The sequence below is a fragment of the Natrialba hulunbeirensis JCM 10989 genome (assembly GCF_000337575.1).
GTDB lineage: Archaea > Halobacteriota > Halobacteria > Halobacteriales > Natrialbaceae > Natrialba > Natrialba hulunbeirensis.
The window spans coordinates 21,210-36,517 of sequence record NZ_AOIM01000010.1; the positions used below are offsets into that span (position 1 = coordinate 21,210).

Here is a 15,308-nt window from a genome sequence, read left to right on the forward strand (position 1 = left end):
CCGGGCTCGCCAAGCCGTAGCAACGGCCCACCCCCAATCCGAACGTTGATTGCCCACTGGTCGGAACCACGCCGCTATGGACATCTACTTCGCCGGCTCCATCCGCGGCGGCCGCGACGACGCCGCCCTCTACCGCGAGCTCATCGAACTGCTGGAGTCTCACGGCACCGTCCTCACCGAACACGTCGGCACCGACGACGTCGAAGCGACCGAAGCGCAAGCCGGTCTCACCGACACCGACATCTACGAACAGGACCTGGCATGGCTACGCCAGGCCGACGTGGTCGTCGCCGAAGTCACCACCCCCAGCCTCGGCGTCGGCTACGAACTCGGTCGCGCCGTGGCCTTCGAGAAACCGGTCTGCTGTCTCTACCGCCCGGATTCGCCTCACGAGCTTTCAGCTATGATCCGCGGCAACGACAGCGTCCAGGTACTCGAGTACGACGCTCCCGACACGATCCGAGCGGAACTCGAGGCGTTTCTGGAGCGCCAGCGCTGAGATCGGACAGGAGTGACCCGGCATTTTATTCGCTGCGCACGCACAGTCAGAGCAGATGCGATTCGTCGAGGTGACCGTCGAGGGAGACGAGTGGGGCGAGGAGATTGCTGATGCAGGCGAAAGCGAAGCCAGTGACCAAGACGAAACGGCTCCAACAGACGCCCGCTCGTTCGACGCGCGGATCGCCGCCGAAGACGCCATCGTCCGCGAGGAACTGCTCAACTGGCGGATGAGCTGGAACGACGTGCTCAACCAGCTCCTGTTCGTCGTCGGCGACCGTGCAGTGTACGAGTCGGCACTCGAGTCGGCTCCAGAAATCGTCGGCTACGAACTCAAACCGGTCGACGACGAGCGGTTCTACGCGTACGTCCAGGAGGACTCGCCCGACGCCGAGCAGTCGTGGTGGGCCGCCTTCTTCGGCCACGACTTCATCCACGTGCCGCCCGTGGTCGTCGAGGATGGGACCGTCCGGCTGACGCTGCTCGGCGAGTTCGAGGCGCTGCGCGAGGTCGTCGACGACCTCTCGGCGACGGTCACCGTCGAAATCGAGGAGATCGGTGACTACCGCGGTCGCGGACCGCGGGTTACGGACCAACTGACTGCCAGACAGTACCGAGCGCTCCGCCAGGCCGTCGACTGTGGCTACTACGAGATTCCGCGCGAGGGGAGTCTTGCCGACGTGGCGGGAGCACTCGACTGTACCGAGAGTACGGCCTCGGACCTGCTTCGGCGGGCGGAACGAGCGGTGATGGAGTCGGTGCTGTCGTAGCGCTACCGAGCGGCCGACGACAGCAGGGCGACAGCCGACACCATCTTAACAGCCCCTCAGCTCGCGAGGCCAGTGATCACGACGTAGGCGTACAGATTATTGAGCAGGTGCAACAGCCACGCCCCCGCGAGATTGTCGAACCGGAAGCGAAGAATCGTCGGGAAGATTGCCCAGCCCGCGATGGCAAAGACGCCTGCGACGCCAAGCGCAAACACGTGGTAGCCCGCGAAGAGGCCGACCGACACTGCTCCAGCGAGCACGACGGAGCGACGGGACTCGAGTACTGCGCCGACGAGCGCGCCCCGAAAGAGCAGTTCTTCGGCGAGCGGCGCGACGAGAACGGCACCGAGGACGACGCCGATCGCGGTCGCGGGATCGGTCAGGTCGTACGCGTAGAACGCGGGGAGTTCGAAGCCGAGCAGCGCTGCCACCTGCTCGCCGGCGAGAAAGCCGCCGATGCCGAGCGGGAGGCAGACGAGTGTCCAACCGAGTTCGGCCCGACTGGGTCGCGAGAGGGGGAACGCCGCCCGCCGTTCTGCCGCATCGAACCGCCACCAGCAGAGCCCCACCCCCGCAAGCAAGCCGACCGCGCTCGCGCCGTAGACCAGACCCGGAGCCGGTTCGGCGGCCGGCCCGCCCGACACACCCAGCGCGAGCGCGCTCGCGATCAGCATCGACGTACACACCACGACGAGCACGCTCGCACCGAGAACGAGCCACAGTCGGTCGTCGAGTCCGGCCGTCGGCACGCGGACGTCCCATCTGGTTTCTGCGCTACTCGAGTGACTGCCAGTGTCGGTCGCCATTACCAGCACGTACGCATCAGCCGTCGATGGCCGTTCGTACTGCACAGTTGGATTCCTTATATACTCGTGAAAAGTGGAACGGACCGAACGGCAGCCGGCGTGTCGCTACTGCACCGCGGTCGTCGCGTCGTCCATGATCTCGAGTGCGTCCTTCAGGTCCTCCATGCTGGTTGCATACGAGAGGCGGGCGTAGCCCGCGCCGTTCGCACCGAAGGCGTCGCCGGGGACGACGACGACGCCGCGATCGAGCACTTCCTCACACCAGCCCTCGGGCACCTTTGGCATGGCGTAGAACGCACCCGACGGCGTCGGGACCTCGAGACCGGCGTCCACGAGGCCGTCGACGACGACGTCACGGCGTTCCTCGAACGCCGCGACCATCTCGTCAACTGGGTCCTGCGGGCCGGTCAGTGCCGCCTCAGCGGCGAACTGCGCCGGGGCGGAGGCACAGGCCTGGGCGTACTGGTGGATGCGAACCATGCGGTCGATTCGGTCGCCGGAGCCGACGAGCCAACCGAGTCGCCAGCCGGTCATCGAGTACGTCTTCGAGCAGGCGCTGACGACGATCACGTTGTCCGTCTCGGCGAACTTCAGCGGCGAGTGGTGCTCGCCCTCGAAGACGATGTGTTCGTAGACCTCGTCGGAGATACAGAGCACGTCGTGTTCGTCGGCGATCCGTGCGAACTCGCGCATGTCGGCTTCGCTCTGGACCGACCCGGTCGGGTTCGACGGGCTGTTGACGATGAACGCCGCCGTCTCGTCGGTGATGGCTTCCTCGACGGCCGCCGGATCGAGGGTGAGGTCCTCGCGGAGTGAGAGCGGGTTCGGCGTGCCGCCGGCGAACCGCGTCAGCGCGTCGTAGGAGACGAAGCCGGGATCCGGGAAGATGACCTCCTGGCCCGGATCGACGTGGGCCTCGAGCGCGAGGTGGAGTGCCTCGCTGCCGCCCGAGGTGGCCATGGTGTTCTCGGGGTCGACCTCGATGCCGTAGTCGCGGTCGTACTTCGTCGCAATCGCTTCTCGAAGCTGTCGGATACCCTTGTTCGACGTGTAAGCGTCAACCTGTCCCGATTCGATGGCCTCGATCGCCGCCCGGCGGGCGTGGCCCGGCGTCGGGAAGTCCGGCTGGCCGATGCCGAGGTTGATCGCGTCCTCGCCCGCGGCCTCGAACACTTCGCGGATGCCACTGATCGACACGTCCTCGACCCGGGTTGCAAACTCGGTCATACCTACATGGGTGCGGGCAATCCCGATAACTCTTGATGTGTCTCTCGGTCACACACGATAGTCGCCTCCCGACCGGAGCCAGTACCGGCTTCCACCAGACATCTGTCTGAAATATTTGAAACACCGACTGAACAGTGAGTCAGGCCCTCAGAACGGACCACAACGACTATGGTGTTGGTTTCGAACACTGTGATGATGGCTGATTCGTCACCGAATCGTGACAGTCACTCGCCCAGTGACGGCGTGACTCACGATTCTCCGCGCGCTCACGACGAGAGAGCGCCGCCAACACAGACGGAATCGTCGGCACAAACAGCGACACACTCGTCGGCGAACCTACCGTCGACGAGTACGTCTTCACGGCGTTCACTGCTTGCTGCTGGTGCCACCGCCTCCCTCGCACTGACCGCCGGCTGTCTCGACTTCGCGCTCGGCAACGGCCCACTCGAGTTCAGTGCCGGCAGAGTCGCCCCCCACGACGACGCGCTCGGGCAGACCGGCTACGCCGAGGAGTCCGTCGAGGAGCAAGCACTCGAGGAGTCCGTCGACGTCGGTGCGGGAATCGAGCGCGAGATTCGGGCCGGCTTCTGGCAGTCGACGTACGTGAAAGACGTCGAACTCGCCCCAATCGGTGAGGAGGAAGCCGCGCTGTTTACGGCGCTCTCGATGCCAGCGGTCGAGATTCTGGGCCGGTCGTTCAACCCGCTCGAGGATCTCGGAAACCACGACCTTGTCGAGCGCCTGCTCGAGGAGGTCGACAGCGAGGCGGGCCAGATCGAGGACATCGAGCACAAAGAGTCGTTCGGCCTGGAGATTCTCGGCGATGGCCGCGACGTGGATACGTTCGTCGGGCAGTCGACGTTCGACGGCGAGGAGATCGAGATCGAACTGACGCTGACCTCGTTCGTCAACGAGGACGACCTGCTCGTCTTGCTCGGAACGCATCCCGAAATGCTCGCCGAGGAGTCGGCGAATATCGAGGAACTACTCGAGTCGGTCGAGCATCCGGTCTGAGTTGTTCGTGGTACTCGCCACTGTTGTGCTGAGAGTACACGTACACGTTCGATGCGATTACCGTTGTATCGTTTCGCGCTCCTCTCACAGACCGGTCATCTGCTATGACCGGTCCCCCTCGTCGTCGGTCACTCCGACTGCTCGTTCTTTTCGACTTCCGTGATGATCACGTCCCAGTCAGGATGGTCGGCTCCGTTCCGACATTCAAATCCGCCTTCTACATCGATTCCACTCTCGTAGGCCCTGCGAAGGAGGGCTTTCAGCTGCCCGTTCAATTCTTCCCTCGACGTAAGCGCAATCTCCTCAGAAGTCATCATCCCGCGCCCCTTCGTAGTTCTCCGCTGTGAGTTCGTGTTCTGGTGTGATGGTGATCACACCGTAGCTGTGTACGGTTATTGCGTGTCCCTCATGCGTAAATGTGATGTGGGAATCTCCGTCCGTCCGGTTTCGAGCGCGGACGAACGCATCTACTTTGTCAGGGTCGACAGTAGAATGAAGTGGATCAAGTTCAACCGGATCTACACCCAGTAGGTCCGCCAACGTTGCGATACTGGCCATGCTCGCGGGTGTCCTCTCCTGATCAAATTGGGTGCGAACACTCTCACACTCCTGACAGTACTCGACCGCTTCGACTCCAACCCCAGATACCGTTGTGTCCATCTTGCCAGACTCTAGGCGTTTGAATCGGTTCAAAAAGGCTACTGATTATACAGGGGGTTTAAGCAGTATGGCTACTCGAATGATCACGACGAACTGCTGAGTGTCGCTCCAATGAGGCGTCGATGCCCGCGTCGAAGACGTGACGAGAGTGACTGCTGGGTGATGCCCAACTCGTCAGCGATCGCTTCGAGCGATGTCTCACGAGGGGTGTCGAAGTAGCCCCGCTCGTACGCTAACACCAGCGCCTCGCGCTGCGTCTCGGTCAACTCGTACCCCTCTCCCTGAATCGGAAGCATCGCGTGGACGGCGGTGATCGCTATCGGGATGTCGTTTTCCTGGCAGTACTCTCGAAACTCGGCGATTGACTCTCGGCTCTCGCCGCGCACCTCGAATCGCCATTCGTCTTTTGTACCGATTCCAGAGAGCACAACGACGTTGGCCTTGGCAAGTGCACTCAGGATACCGAAGTACTCGTGTTCCCACTCGGCACGCATGAGATACTCGTCTTCGACGTTATCGACCAGTTGGATGTTGCTCACGCCAGCATGTTGTCCAAACGACGCTTCGATACTCTCTGTTTCTGCACCATGTACCCAGAAGTACGGGACAATCAGCGTCTCGTGTGGAATGAGTCGCTCTAGCTCGACCACCACTCCCGGCAAGTTCTCGAAGACGCTTCCAAGTGGAAACTCCTCTGTCGGGCTCGTAAACTCCATCACAGTCGCCATGCGGAAACCTTCGTCTAGGAGCCGAATAACCGGTATGGGTGGTGTGCCATGGCGTCGAGACAAGCAACCATACCGTTACTGGCTGGGATCGTGTGTGTTGTGAGCGGGACGTACGTGTGATAACGGGTCGTCCATGGTACACCATGTCGTCTGCTTTTGTACGACCGACCAATCTAGTCTCACAAGTTAGCATGAGTGTGATAACGGAGATTCGCATCCCGTCCGATGATTTTCAACTCGGACAAATCCTCAGTCTAGAGCAAGCGTCAGCAATTGAACTCGAGACGCTCGTTCCGAGTGGGGATGCTACCGTGCCGCTCTTTTGGGTCTACGAACCGGCCGAAAACGGCTTTCTCGATACCGTCGAACGCTATCCAACTGTCAACAGCGTCACATCGGTAGACGTGTTCGAAGACCGGACGCTGTTCCGGATCGACTGGGATGCGAGCCAGGACCACCTTTTTCAATGTATCTTGGAACACGACGGGCAAATACTGAGTGCCATTGGAGCACCCGAAGGGTGGAACTTCGAGATCCGATTCCCAAACCGCGAAGCATTGAGCCAGTGCCAGAACTGTTGTAAGGACGCCCACATCTCCCTGGAGATAACTCGAATATACAATCCAACGGATCCCGAGGCTGGTCCGTGGTATGGCTTGAGTGAACCCCAACGAGAAGCGCTTGCGCTTGCTGTCCGAATGGGATACTACGACATCCCACGAGGCTGTACGACCGCGGAGTTAGCCGACGAACTCGGGATTTCCGATCAGGCAGTGACGGAGCGACTGCGTCGTGCCATTGGCACGTTTGGACGGTACGCACTTCTCACTCCGGAGTCAGCGGCCAAAGTGGACTGATTGGTCCCTGACACACCATGGAACAGAACCAGACAGTTGGGCCTCTGCTATGTGAGTATGGATGAGAATCGAGAGTTAGAAACAGGTGATATTCTATCAGTTGATTCGGTCCCCGATACTTCAGGACGTGAGCGCCCAATCTCCCCTGATACGATTCTGTTAGCAGTAGCGAACGAACACCGACGCGCCATCCTCAACGCAGTGATCAACGCTTCTGAGAAGACACTGGAATACGATGCGCTTGTAGAGCGCGTTGCAGACCAGGTTCGGGACGAAGACGCAAAGCGGGAGTTGGACGAACACCGACAACGCGTTCGAATCGCACTTCACCACACTCATCTTCCAAAACTGGAGGAGGCTCAGATAATCGGCTATGAGGCTGAAACAGGGCACATCCAATTTGTTGGCGGTGAACTGGAGCAGAAGATTCTGCGTCTGGTCGAACCGTACGATATTCGCGAGTGAGCGGTGTAATTGAGGATGGGCAACGCCAGCATCAATCTCATATCTCCCACCCAACGTAATCACTTTCTTTACTGGACGTAGAGTAGTAGAAAATAAACAACGACCACTGCGGGCGGATGGCGGGTGACCGCGGTCGCAGTTAGTAGAACTCGCGAACGAGGTCCATCGCGTCCTCGGGAGCGCCGTCAGGAATCTCGGACATGTTCTCGGTGACGCCGTGCTGTTCGTGGTACGGCACCGAGTTTTCGTCCTGATACATGACGCCCTGATACTCCTTGTCGCCGTCGAGGATGACCTCCTTGGCGTCCTCGTAGTCGTGGCGGTCGTGGTCTTCGTCTTCCTGCAGGTCGACCAGCGAGTCACGGAAGTAGTCGTAGGTGTCGACGTCGTTGAACGTGACACACGGGCTAAAGACGTTGACGAAGCCGAAGCCGTCGTGCTCGATTGCCTCCTGGATGATCTCCTGGTGGCGCAGCGCGTCCGAGGCAAAGGACTGTGCAATGAAGGTTGCACCCGAGGCGAGTGCGAGCGCGAGCGGGTTGACCGGCGGCTGCTGTGGCCCCTCCGGCGTCGTCGAGGTCTCGAAGTCAGAGCGCGAGGTCGGCGAGGCCTGCCCCTTCGTCAGGCCGTAGATGCGGTTGTCCATGACGACGTAGGACATGTCGACGTTCCGGCGAACGGCGTGGACGAAGTGACCGGCACCGATCGAGTACCCGTCACCGTCACCGCCGGCGGCCATCACTTCGATGTCCGGGCGAGCCATCTTGACACCGGTCGCGACCGGCAGTGCACGGCCGTGGACCCCGTGCAGCGCGTAGCTGTGCATGTAGGTCCCGATCTTGCCGGAACAGCCGATCCCGGCGACCACGAACGTGTTGTCGGGGTCGTTGCCGGTCTCAGCGAGGGCTTTCATCATGCCGTTCATCGTCCCGAAGTCACCGCATCCGGGACACCAGGTTGGCTGCTTGTCGGACTTGAAGTCAGTGAATCGAACGTCGGATTGGGAGCTCATTATGCTGGAACCTCCTGGGAGAGTTTTTCGGTAATTTCCTCGGCGAGTTCGTCCGCCTTGAAGCGAACGCCCGTGTACTTGTTGATGCGCTTGACGCGTTCGAGCACGTCGTGTTCGATCACGTCGGCGAACTGTCCGGTGGCGTTACACTCGACAACGATCGTCTCCTCGGCGGCGGCGATCTCGTCGCTCAGGTCAGGTCGTGGGAAGATGTACGGCACCGAGATGACGCGCACGTCAACACCGTCGTCCTCGAGATAGTCGAGTGCTTCGACGAGTGCACCTTCGTTCGAGCCCCACGAAATGATGAGGTTGTCGGCGTCTTCGTCGCCGAATTCGCGGTAGTCCCACTCCTCTTGCTCTTTCGCGGTCTCGACCTTGCGGTTTCGCTTGTCGACTTGCTGGACGCGAACGTCCTGCTCTTCAGTTCGGCGACCGAGTTCGTTGTGCTCAAGCCCGGTCGACATGTGTGCACCGTCAGTCGTGCCCGGAATCGCACGGGGGCTGACACCGTCCTCGGTGTTGGCGTGGGCGCGGAAGCGGCCCTGTGAGTCGAGCCACTCGTCGACCTCGTCTTCGTCAACGAGTTTGCCACGGTCGATCTCGACGTCGTCCATGTTGAACGCGTCTGGCTCGAAGGTCTGCTCAGTGACCGACATTGCGAGGTCAGAGACCAGGAAGACCGGCGTCTGGTACTTCTCGGCCAGATTGAACGCCTCGATCGTCTTCCAGAAACACTCGTCGATCGATGTCGGGGTGACGACGAAGCGCGGAATCTCGCCGTGGCCACCGTAGAGGGCCATGTTGAGGTCGCCCTGTTCTTGCTTGGTCGGCATCCCGGTCGAGGGACCGGAGCGCTGGACGTCGGTGATGACCAGCGGCGTCTCGCTCGTCGCGACCAGACCGAACGTCTCGGTCATCAGGTCGATCCCGGCACCGGAGGTCGCCGTCATCGCTCGTGCGCCGGCGCGTGCCCCGCCGAGAGCCATGTTGATCGCCGAGAGTTCGTCCTCGGCCTGCACGACGTGGCCGCCGTACTCCTCGATACGGCCCGTCAGGTACTCCATGATAGACGTCGCAGGCGTGATCGGATAGCCGGCGTAGAAGCGACAGCCGGCAGCGATCGCCCCCATCCCGATCGCCTCGTTGCCGTTGAGCAGGACGTAGTCGTTGTCAGTCGTTTCGAGATCGTAGCCGAGATCGAGATCGTAGTTCTCCTCGACGTATTCCTGACCCAGACGGGCGGCTTCCTTGTTGTTCTCGACGATCTTCGAGCCTTTCCCACCGAAGCGCTTCTCGAGTGCTTCGTCCAGGTACTCGACGTCGAAGCCGGTGATCTCACACGCGGCACCGAGTGCGACGATGTTGCGCATGATTGCGCCACCGGCGTCCTCGGCGAGGGATTTCAGGGGGACGTCGACGGCGGACATCTCCTCGGGGATATCGGCTTCCCAGGAGCGCTCGCCGTCGTAGATAATTGCACTCCCCTCGTGGAGTTCGTCGAGATTCTCGTCGATGGTGCGCTGGGTGAGCGCGACGAGAATGTCGAGGCGGTCGACGACGCTCTGGATGTTGTCGACCGACGTGCGAATCTTGTAGGCTGTGTAGCCGCCGCGGATTCGCGACGCGAAGTCTTTCGACGTGAATACATGCCGTCCGGCTCGGGATAACGCCTGGGCGAAGATCTTCCCAGTGGAGTCGATGCCATCGCCAGCCTCGCCTCCGACCGCCCAGTTGAGGTCCTCAGCCATGTTAGGGCGAACCTTGCTGCCAGCCAATAAAAAGGCTTCTGAAAGCATAATCCGGCCGTTCGAGGGGTAGGCAAATCTGTACGTTTGGTCGGTGTTTGGCGACTGCAGAGTTGGAACGGAACGCCTTTTCGACGGCCGGCCGAACGTCCCGGTATGGAAGGCACGCCAGTCACTGTCGAATCGGTACGTGAGGTTGGACCAGATACCGTTGCACTCGAGCTGGAAACACCCGAGGAATTCGACGCGCTCCCCGGTCAATTCGTGCTCGTCCGCGCCGAACTTGACGGTGTCGACGAGGAACTCGCCCGCCACTACACGCTCTCCTCGCCGTCGGTCGGCGACACCTTCGAGATCACCGTCGGCATCGATCCCGACGGCGACCTCTCGCCGTGGCTCGCCGATCTCGAGTCCGGTGCGACGATTCACATCGACGGCCCGTTCGGCACCATCACCTACGAGGACGAGCAGGACATCGTTGCCATTGCTGGCGGGCCAGGCGTCGGCCCCGCAATTTCGATCGCCGAAGCCGCCCACGCGGCCGGGCAGGACGCCGTCGTCATCTATCAGGACGACGCGCCCGCCCACCGCGAGCGACTGGATGTACTCGAGGACGACGGCACGCCAGTCACGATCGTCGAGGACGGCGCGGACGAGGAGTTAGCGGCTGCGATCGAGGCACATTTGGACGAGGGACAGGTCTATGCCTTCGGCTTCGCGGATTTCGTTACGCTGGTGTCGGAGACGATCGAGGAGGCTGGCGGCGATTCGGACGAGGCGCTGATCGAGAACTTCGGATAACCGGTCTGCAATCGGAACCTGCTGTTACGCTCCGTCGTCGGTCTGTTCTGTCTCCTCGGATTCGGCTTCAGTAATCAGCGCTGTCGGATCGTCGGACTCGTCGGACTCGTCGGGCTCGTCGAGTTCGTCAAGTGCTGTGTCCGCTGGGTCTGATTCGGGCTTGGTGTCGGACTCGGCTTCGGAGTCGGACTCGGACGCAGACGTACTGTCGCCCGCAGACGACGCCACGTCCTTTCGCACTGCGAGCTGCTCGCTCCCGCATGCGGGACACGTCTTCTGTGCCTGGTGGAACCGTTCGCCACAGTCACGACACAGATACGGCGCTGTGTCGTCTCGTGCGGATTCAGCCTCCTGTTTGAACTCTTCGACCCTCTCTCCGAGACGCTCGAACAGGCTCATACGCCACCTACTCGAACGATTCTGATAAGCATTTGTTACAGTTGCGAGCAACTGGGGTACCAACTCACCGCCGCGTCGCTCGCAGCCAGTAAAAAACCCGAAAATTGAGGAACCGTTAGTTGTGCCAGCGTGCCAGTCCCAGCGCCGACAGCATCGCGACCAGCGCCGCAACGGCACCGAAGCCTGGCAGGCCATCGTCGTCAGACTCCGTCTCGGAGTCCGTTGCATCCGTCCCGAGGAACTCGGTCACCTGCCCCATGTCAAGTCGTGGGTGCTCTTCGTCCCACTCACCGGGCATGTGGACAGTCGTCGCGTCGTCGACGATCGCGTGCTCGCGCACGTCGTCTTCGGTCGCATCAGCGTCGACCATTCCGGTCGCGTAGACGTACGCCGCTTCGTCGTCGCTGTCGGCGTAGATGTGCTCGACGGTGAGCCCGTGGTACGCATCCGAGAGATGCGATTCGAACGCGCTAATGTCGTCGAACGTCGCACCGGCTTCCATCGTAACCGTGCCGTCATCCATATCGAGGTCGAACTTCGCGAGTTCGAGTTCCGCCTCTTCGAACGCCGTCACGAGCGCGAGCGCCTCGTCATCCATCATCGGATCGTTCTGGAGGTCCTGGACCATCGCGTTGATCGCAGTCTCGAGGTAGTCCTCCTGCGTGAACTCGAGTGCCATCTCGACGCTGACCTCGTCGTCGTCGGTCGTCGCCGTGGCGTCGATGACGAACTCGGGCGAGTCGATATCGCGCTCTGCGAGTTCGTCGGTGTAGGCATCCCAGTTCTCGGCGTCGGAGTCGTAGTCGAAGGTGAGCGTCGCCTCGTTCGCGCCGGTGCCTTCGTATCGGAGGTCCCAGGTCGAGGTCTGCGTGAGGTCGGCTTCGACCTGTGCCTCGTACATCTCTGCGTAGTCGTCGAACTCGTCATCGAACTCCTCGTCCATCTCGTCGACGGCGTCCACGAGGTCGAGGACTGCCATTGCGGTCGTCTCGAAGTTACTGAACGCAATATCCCACTCCGCGTCGACCGTGTTCTCGCCGAAGGCGTAGGAGAACTCGAACGCCTCGAGTTCGGCGGCGAGGATGTCAGCCGCGACCTCCTCGGCGTCGGACTGGCTGATATCGAGTTCGGGGTCGTTCGTGAGTTCGTCCGCGATCAGTTGCTCGAGTCCGTCCTTGACGTTCTCGAGTTCGATCGTGTACTCGACGTCGATGTAGCCGCCGCCGGCCGTGTCGGCGTCGAACTCGTGGTCGTGGATGGTGACCGTTGCGTCGCCGCCGAGTTCCTGTGCGATTGCGCCGTACTCGGCTTCGAGCGCTGCCTTCGCGTCGGCCTCAGTCTCCCACTGGTCGACCTCGAACGGCTGGAGCGTGTCCTGCTGACTGACGTCGACTGTGTAGCTGCCGTCAGTCTCGGTGATCGTCAGATCGAGGCCAGTCTCGGGGCCCTCGGCGGGCATGATGTGCGAGACGCTGAGGTCGCCTTCCATGGCGAACTCGTCTGCACTCGAGACCATCTCACCGGAGGAGGTTGCCGACTGGACGAAGTCCGCTTCGGGGAACTCCTGGGTGTCGAGAACGAGTTCGAGATCCGCATCGAGTTCGTTCGTCTCCTCGGTCTGCTCGCCGTCGACGTTCATCGAGAAGTCGTTGATCGCGTCTGGACGGTCGGCGACGAACGAGCCGTCGGATTCCATGCCGTCCTCACCGAGGGCGAACGAGAACGCTGCGGTGATATCCTCTTCGATGTCGTCGGAGATCAGGGCGTATACGACCGATTCGCTCGCGTCGAGACCGAATTCGGCACTTCCGTCGAGGTCGTCATCAGCGTCATCTTCGTAGACGAGGACTGCGTCACCGTCGTCGGTGACGAACACTTCGTCCGCCGGGTCTGCCTGGTCGATACCCGTCTCAGAGCCGGCAACGGCCGTGCCAGCCACAGCCGAGGTAATCAGTACAACTGCCATCACAAGTGCTGCGAACCGTTGGAGGGACAGTCCGCATGGAGGTTTCCTTCCCATCGTTCACGTATATTGAAGTCTCCATCTTATGTAGGTTTCGAGAACTTATTCTGTCCGCTAGATGAGAGTCACACAACTGTCGTTCGAGGCCGTTTCTCGCCGCCTAATTTACAGGCATAACACGGGTCCACGTACACGAGGATCCGTAGCGGTGGTGTGTGCGGGCCGTTGAGGCGCGTAGGCTGGCGATTACTGTTCTGTCCGATCGGTCAGGCCGACAGATTCGGACGCCCTGCCTTACGGAACCCTTATCAGTGTGACGCGCATCTCTTGAAAAGCAATGGCGAAAGGAACTGTCGATTTCTTTAACGACACAGGCGGCTACGGATTCATCGAAACTGAGGATGCGGACGACGACGTGTTCTTCCACATGGAAGACGTTGGCGGCCCGGACCTCGAAGAGGGACAGGAGCTCGAGTTTGACATCGAGCAGGCCGACAAGGGCCCACGAGCAACCAACGTCACCCGACTGTAATACGGCTGACCGCGGCGTATTTCGACTTTTTCGGACGCTACCTGCTGAGTGACGAGTGATGACTGTCTGCTGTGATCCCGACGGTACTCTTCTGGAGTGACAGCACCCCAGAGCGACACACAGATATACAGACACCTAGGGAGCCAGCCAGCCTGACAGCCTGACAGCCTGACAGCCTGACAGCCTGACAGCCTGACAGCCTGACAGCCTGACAGCCTGACAGCCTGACAGCCTGACAGCCTGACAGCCAGACAGCCAGACAGCCAGACAGCCAGACAGCCAGACAGCCAGACAGCCAGACAGCCAGACAGCCAGACAGCGTTAATGCTCGACGAGCTCCAGCAAAATGCCACCCGTATCCGACGGATGCAAGAACGCCACCGTATGGCCCCACGCACCCGGCCGCGGCTCCTCGTCGATCAGGCGCACGTCGTGTTCGCGGGCCGTTTCGAGTGCCCCCTCGATGTCGTCGGTCCGGAGTGCAAGGTGGTGGATACCCGGTCCGTTTTGTTCGAGATACTGCGCGATGGTCCCGTCCTCGAGTGGCTCGAGGAGTTCGAAGTAGCTGTTCCCACAGTCGAGGAAGATGATTCGCATGCCGTCGAACTCCTCCTCGTGGACGTTCTCGATGCCGAAGAGGTCAGTGTAGAGGTCGGCGAGTTCGCGCGCATCCTCGGTTGCGATGCCGGCGTGTTCGAAGTGCATACGCGGAGTCGTCGGCCGGCAGCGGCAAATAGAGCGGGGGTTCGGGCGACTCTCTCGCCGTAACGTGTCGCTCGCGCTCGTCGCACCCGACAGCTCAGCGAAGTCCGAGCGCCGTCGCCAACTGCGACCAGACGCCGTCGCCAACGGCAGTCACGTCTTCCATGTCGTCCTCGGAAAGCTCGAAATCGAAAATAGCCGCGTTGGCTTCAATGTGCTCGTGACTCGCCGCCTTCGGAATCGCCGCGACGGCCGGCTGTTGAACCAGCCACCGCAAGGCAACCTGTGCGGCCGACTTGCCGGAGGGCTCGCCGACCGCCGCGAGCCGGTCGTCACCCGGCACCGCACCCTCCGCGAGGGGGCTGTACGCAGTCAGACAGATGTCGTGATCGACGCAGTACTCCAGCAACTCCTCCCGGTGATGATACGGGTGGTACTTCACCTGATTCGTCACGATCGGTGTCTCCGAGTGTTCACGAGCGGACTCGAGTTGCCCTACCGAAAAATTGCTGACGCCGATGTGGTCGACGACGCCCTCGTCCTGGAGTTCGTTCATCGCGCCGAGCGTTGCCGACAGCGGTGCCTCGTCACTCGGCGCGTGAAGCAAGAGCAGATCGACAGCGTCGAGGCCGAGCCGGTCGAGACTCGCCTGCGTCGTCTCGTGGACGTCCGCGGGTGCGGCGTTGTCGGGGTGGACCTTGGTGACGACGAAGATGTCGTCGCGGTCGACGGGACTCTCCGCAATCGCGGTGCCGACGGCTGCCTCGTTGTCGTACATCTGTGCGGTGTCGATGTGCCGGTAGCCAGCGTCGAGTGCGGCGTCGACGGCTCGCTGGCACTCCTCGCCGGTCATCCGTGCGGTGCCGAAGCCGAGGACGGGGATTTCGGCGCCGCCTGCGCGAATTGTCTCGGTTGGATGTTCGGGGCCCATGCGTCTGGCGTCATCAGCAACTGTCTTCAATCTCCTCCCGGCTTGGTGTGCACCGTCCGTTCTCACTTTCTCACTGTGCGTTCCCGCGCTACTCGCCTCGTTCACATCCGACAAACAGGGCTGTGACGTGATGCGCTGTCGCGGGATGGTACTCGAGTACCAACGCCTATGTACCGACCGCAGGATGGTCGTGGT

At 61.4% G+C, this 15,308-nt stretch carries 18 protein-coding genes; 7 read left to right on the forward strand and 11 right to left on the reverse strand.

Going from position 1 to position 15,308, the window contains the following annotated elements:
* Positions 1–76: 76 nt before the first annotated feature.
* Together C483_RS02640 and C483_RS02645 are read left to right on the forward strand one after the other, a co-directional pair.
* Complete coding sequence (locus tag C483_RS02640; protein WP_006651797.1) at positions 77–499, forward strand: nucleoside 2-deoxyribosyltransferase; 423 nt, start codon at positions 77–79, stop codon at positions 497–499.
* A gap of 55 nt (positions 500–554) precedes the next feature.
* Positions 555–1,268 carry a helix-turn-helix domain-containing protein gene (locus C483_RS02645; RefSeq protein ID WP_006651798.1) on the forward strand — a complete coding sequence of 238 codons (714 nt, stop codon included), beginning with the start codon at positions 555–557 and terminating at the stop codon, positions 1,266–1,268.
* Between the two features lie 56 nt (positions 1,269–1,324).
* Here C483_RS02645 and C483_RS02650 read toward each other — a convergent pair whose 3' ends face one another.
* Together C483_RS02650 and C483_RS02655 are read right to left on the reverse strand one after the other, a co-directional pair.
* Positions 1,325–2,074 carry a CPBP family intramembrane glutamic endopeptidase gene (locus C483_RS02650; protein WP_006651799.1) on the reverse strand — a complete coding sequence of 250 codons (750 nt, stop codon included), beginning with the start codon at positions 2,072–2,074 and terminating at the stop codon, positions 1,325–1,327.
* Positions 2,075–2,179: 105 nt separating this feature from the next.
* On the reverse strand, positions 2,180–3,301 hold the full coding sequence (locus C483_RS02655) for a pyridoxal phosphate-dependent aminotransferase (RefSeq protein WP_006651800.1): 1,122 nt from the start codon (positions 3,299–3,301) through the stop codon (positions 2,180–2,182).
* Between the two features lie 195 nt (positions 3,302–3,496).
* On the opposite strand from C483_RS02655, the gene C483_RS02660 reads away from it, so the two are divergent.
* Positions 3,497–4,315 carry a DUF6517 family protein gene (locus C483_RS02660; RefSeq protein ID WP_241431461.1) on the forward strand — a complete coding sequence of 273 codons (819 nt, stop codon included), beginning with the start codon at positions 3,497–3,499 and terminating at the stop codon, positions 4,313–4,315.
* Positions 4,316–4,443: 128 nt separating this feature from the next.
* Here the strand turns inward: C483_RS02660 and C483_RS02665 are convergent, their stop codons facing one another.
* The 3 genes from C483_RS02665 to C483_RS02675 all read right to left on the reverse strand — a co-directional run bounded on the left by C483_RS02665 (position 4,444) and on the right by C483_RS02675 (position 5,703).
* On the reverse strand, positions 4,444–4,629 hold the full coding sequence (locus tag C483_RS02665; protein WP_049912393.1) for a hypothetical protein: 186 nt from the start codon (positions 4,627–4,629) through the stop codon (positions 4,444–4,446).
* Positions 4,619–4,975 (reverse strand): HalOD1 output domain-containing protein, encoded by a 357-nt coding sequence (locus tag C483_RS02670; RefSeq protein WP_006651803.1) that lies wholly within the window; start codon positions 4,973–4,975, stop codon positions 4,619–4,621. The genes C483_RS02665 and C483_RS02670 overlap by 11 nt, the downstream gene beginning before the upstream one ends.
* A gap of 83 nt (positions 4,976–5,058) precedes the next feature.
* On the reverse strand, positions 5,059–5,703 hold the full coding sequence (locus tag C483_RS02675) for a helix-turn-helix domain-containing protein (protein WP_006651804.1): 645 nt from the start codon (positions 5,701–5,703) through the stop codon (positions 5,059–5,061).
* A gap of 191 nt (positions 5,704–5,894) precedes the next feature.
* On the opposite strand from C483_RS02675, the gene C483_RS02680 reads away from it, so the two are divergent.
* Positions 5,895–6,560 (forward strand): helix-turn-helix domain-containing protein, encoded by a 666-nt coding sequence (locus C483_RS02680; RefSeq protein WP_006651805.1) that lies wholly within the window; start codon positions 5,895–5,897, stop codon positions 6,558–6,560.
* A gap of 57 nt (positions 6,561–6,617) precedes the next feature.
* Positions 6,618–7,025 (forward strand): DUF7344 domain-containing protein, encoded by a 408-nt coding sequence (locus C483_RS20720; RefSeq protein ID WP_241431462.1) that lies wholly within the window; start codon positions 6,618–6,620, stop codon positions 7,023–7,025.
* 139 nt (positions 7,026–7,164) lie between these two features.
* On the opposite strand, the gene C483_RS02690 is transcribed toward C483_RS20720, so the two are convergent.
* Both C483_RS02690 and C483_RS02695 read right to left on the reverse strand, forming a co-directional pair.
* Positions 7,165–8,037, reverse strand: coding sequence for a 2-oxoacid:ferredoxin oxidoreductase subunit beta (locus C483_RS02690; RefSeq protein ID WP_006651807.1), 873 nt, complete (start codon positions 8,035–8,037; stop codon positions 7,165–7,167).
* Positions 8,037–9,788, reverse strand: coding sequence for a 2-oxoacid:acceptor oxidoreductase subunit alpha (locus C483_RS02695; protein ID WP_006651808.1), 1,752 nt, complete (start codon positions 9,786–9,788; stop codon positions 8,037–8,039). The genes C483_RS02690 and C483_RS02695 overlap by 1 nt, the downstream gene beginning before the upstream one ends.
* 153 nt (positions 9,789–9,941) lie before the next feature.
* Between C483_RS02695 and C483_RS02700 the strand changes: the two genes are divergently transcribed.
* Positions 9,942–10,586: a ferredoxin--NADP reductase gene (locus C483_RS02700; RefSeq protein WP_006651809.1), complete on the forward strand. Its 645-nt coding sequence runs from the start codon at positions 9,942–9,944 to the stop codon at positions 10,584–10,586.
* A 24-nt stretch (positions 10,587–10,610) separates the two neighbouring features.
* Here the strand turns inward: C483_RS02700 and C483_RS02705 are convergent, their stop codons facing one another.
* Together C483_RS02705 and C483_RS02710 are read right to left on the reverse strand one after the other, a co-directional pair.
* Positions 10,611–10,985, reverse strand: a complete 375-nt coding sequence (locus C483_RS02705) for a hypothetical protein (RefSeq protein ID WP_006651810.1) — start codon at positions 10,983–10,985, stop codon at positions 10,611–10,613.
* A gap of 115 nt (positions 10,986–11,100) precedes the next feature.
* On the reverse strand, positions 11,101–12,951 hold the full coding sequence (locus C483_RS02710) for a PGF-CTERM sorting domain-containing protein (protein ID WP_006651811.1): 1,851 nt from the start codon (positions 12,949–12,951) through the stop codon (positions 11,101–11,103).
* 334 nt (positions 12,952–13,285) lie between these two features.
* On the opposite strand from C483_RS02710, the gene C483_RS02715 reads away from it, so the two are divergent.
* Entirely contained in the window at positions 13,286–13,480 is a 195-nt protein-coding gene (locus tag C483_RS02715) for a cold-shock protein (RefSeq protein WP_004214151.1), read from the forward strand.
* A gap of 321 nt (positions 13,481–13,801) precedes the next feature.
* Here C483_RS02715 and mce read toward each other — a convergent pair whose 3' ends face one another.
* On the reverse strand, positions 13,802–14,185 hold the full coding sequence (gene mce / locus C483_RS02720) for a methylmalonyl-CoA epimerase (RefSeq protein WP_006651812.1): 384 nt from the start codon (positions 14,183–14,185) through the stop codon (positions 13,802–13,804).
* A gap of 94 nt (positions 14,186–14,279) precedes the next feature.
* Positions 14,280–15,113, reverse strand: coding sequence for an aldo/keto reductase (locus C483_RS02725; RefSeq protein ID WP_006651813.1), 834 nt, complete (start codon positions 15,111–15,113; stop codon positions 14,280–14,282).
* Positions 15,114–15,308 lie beyond the last annotated feature (195 nt).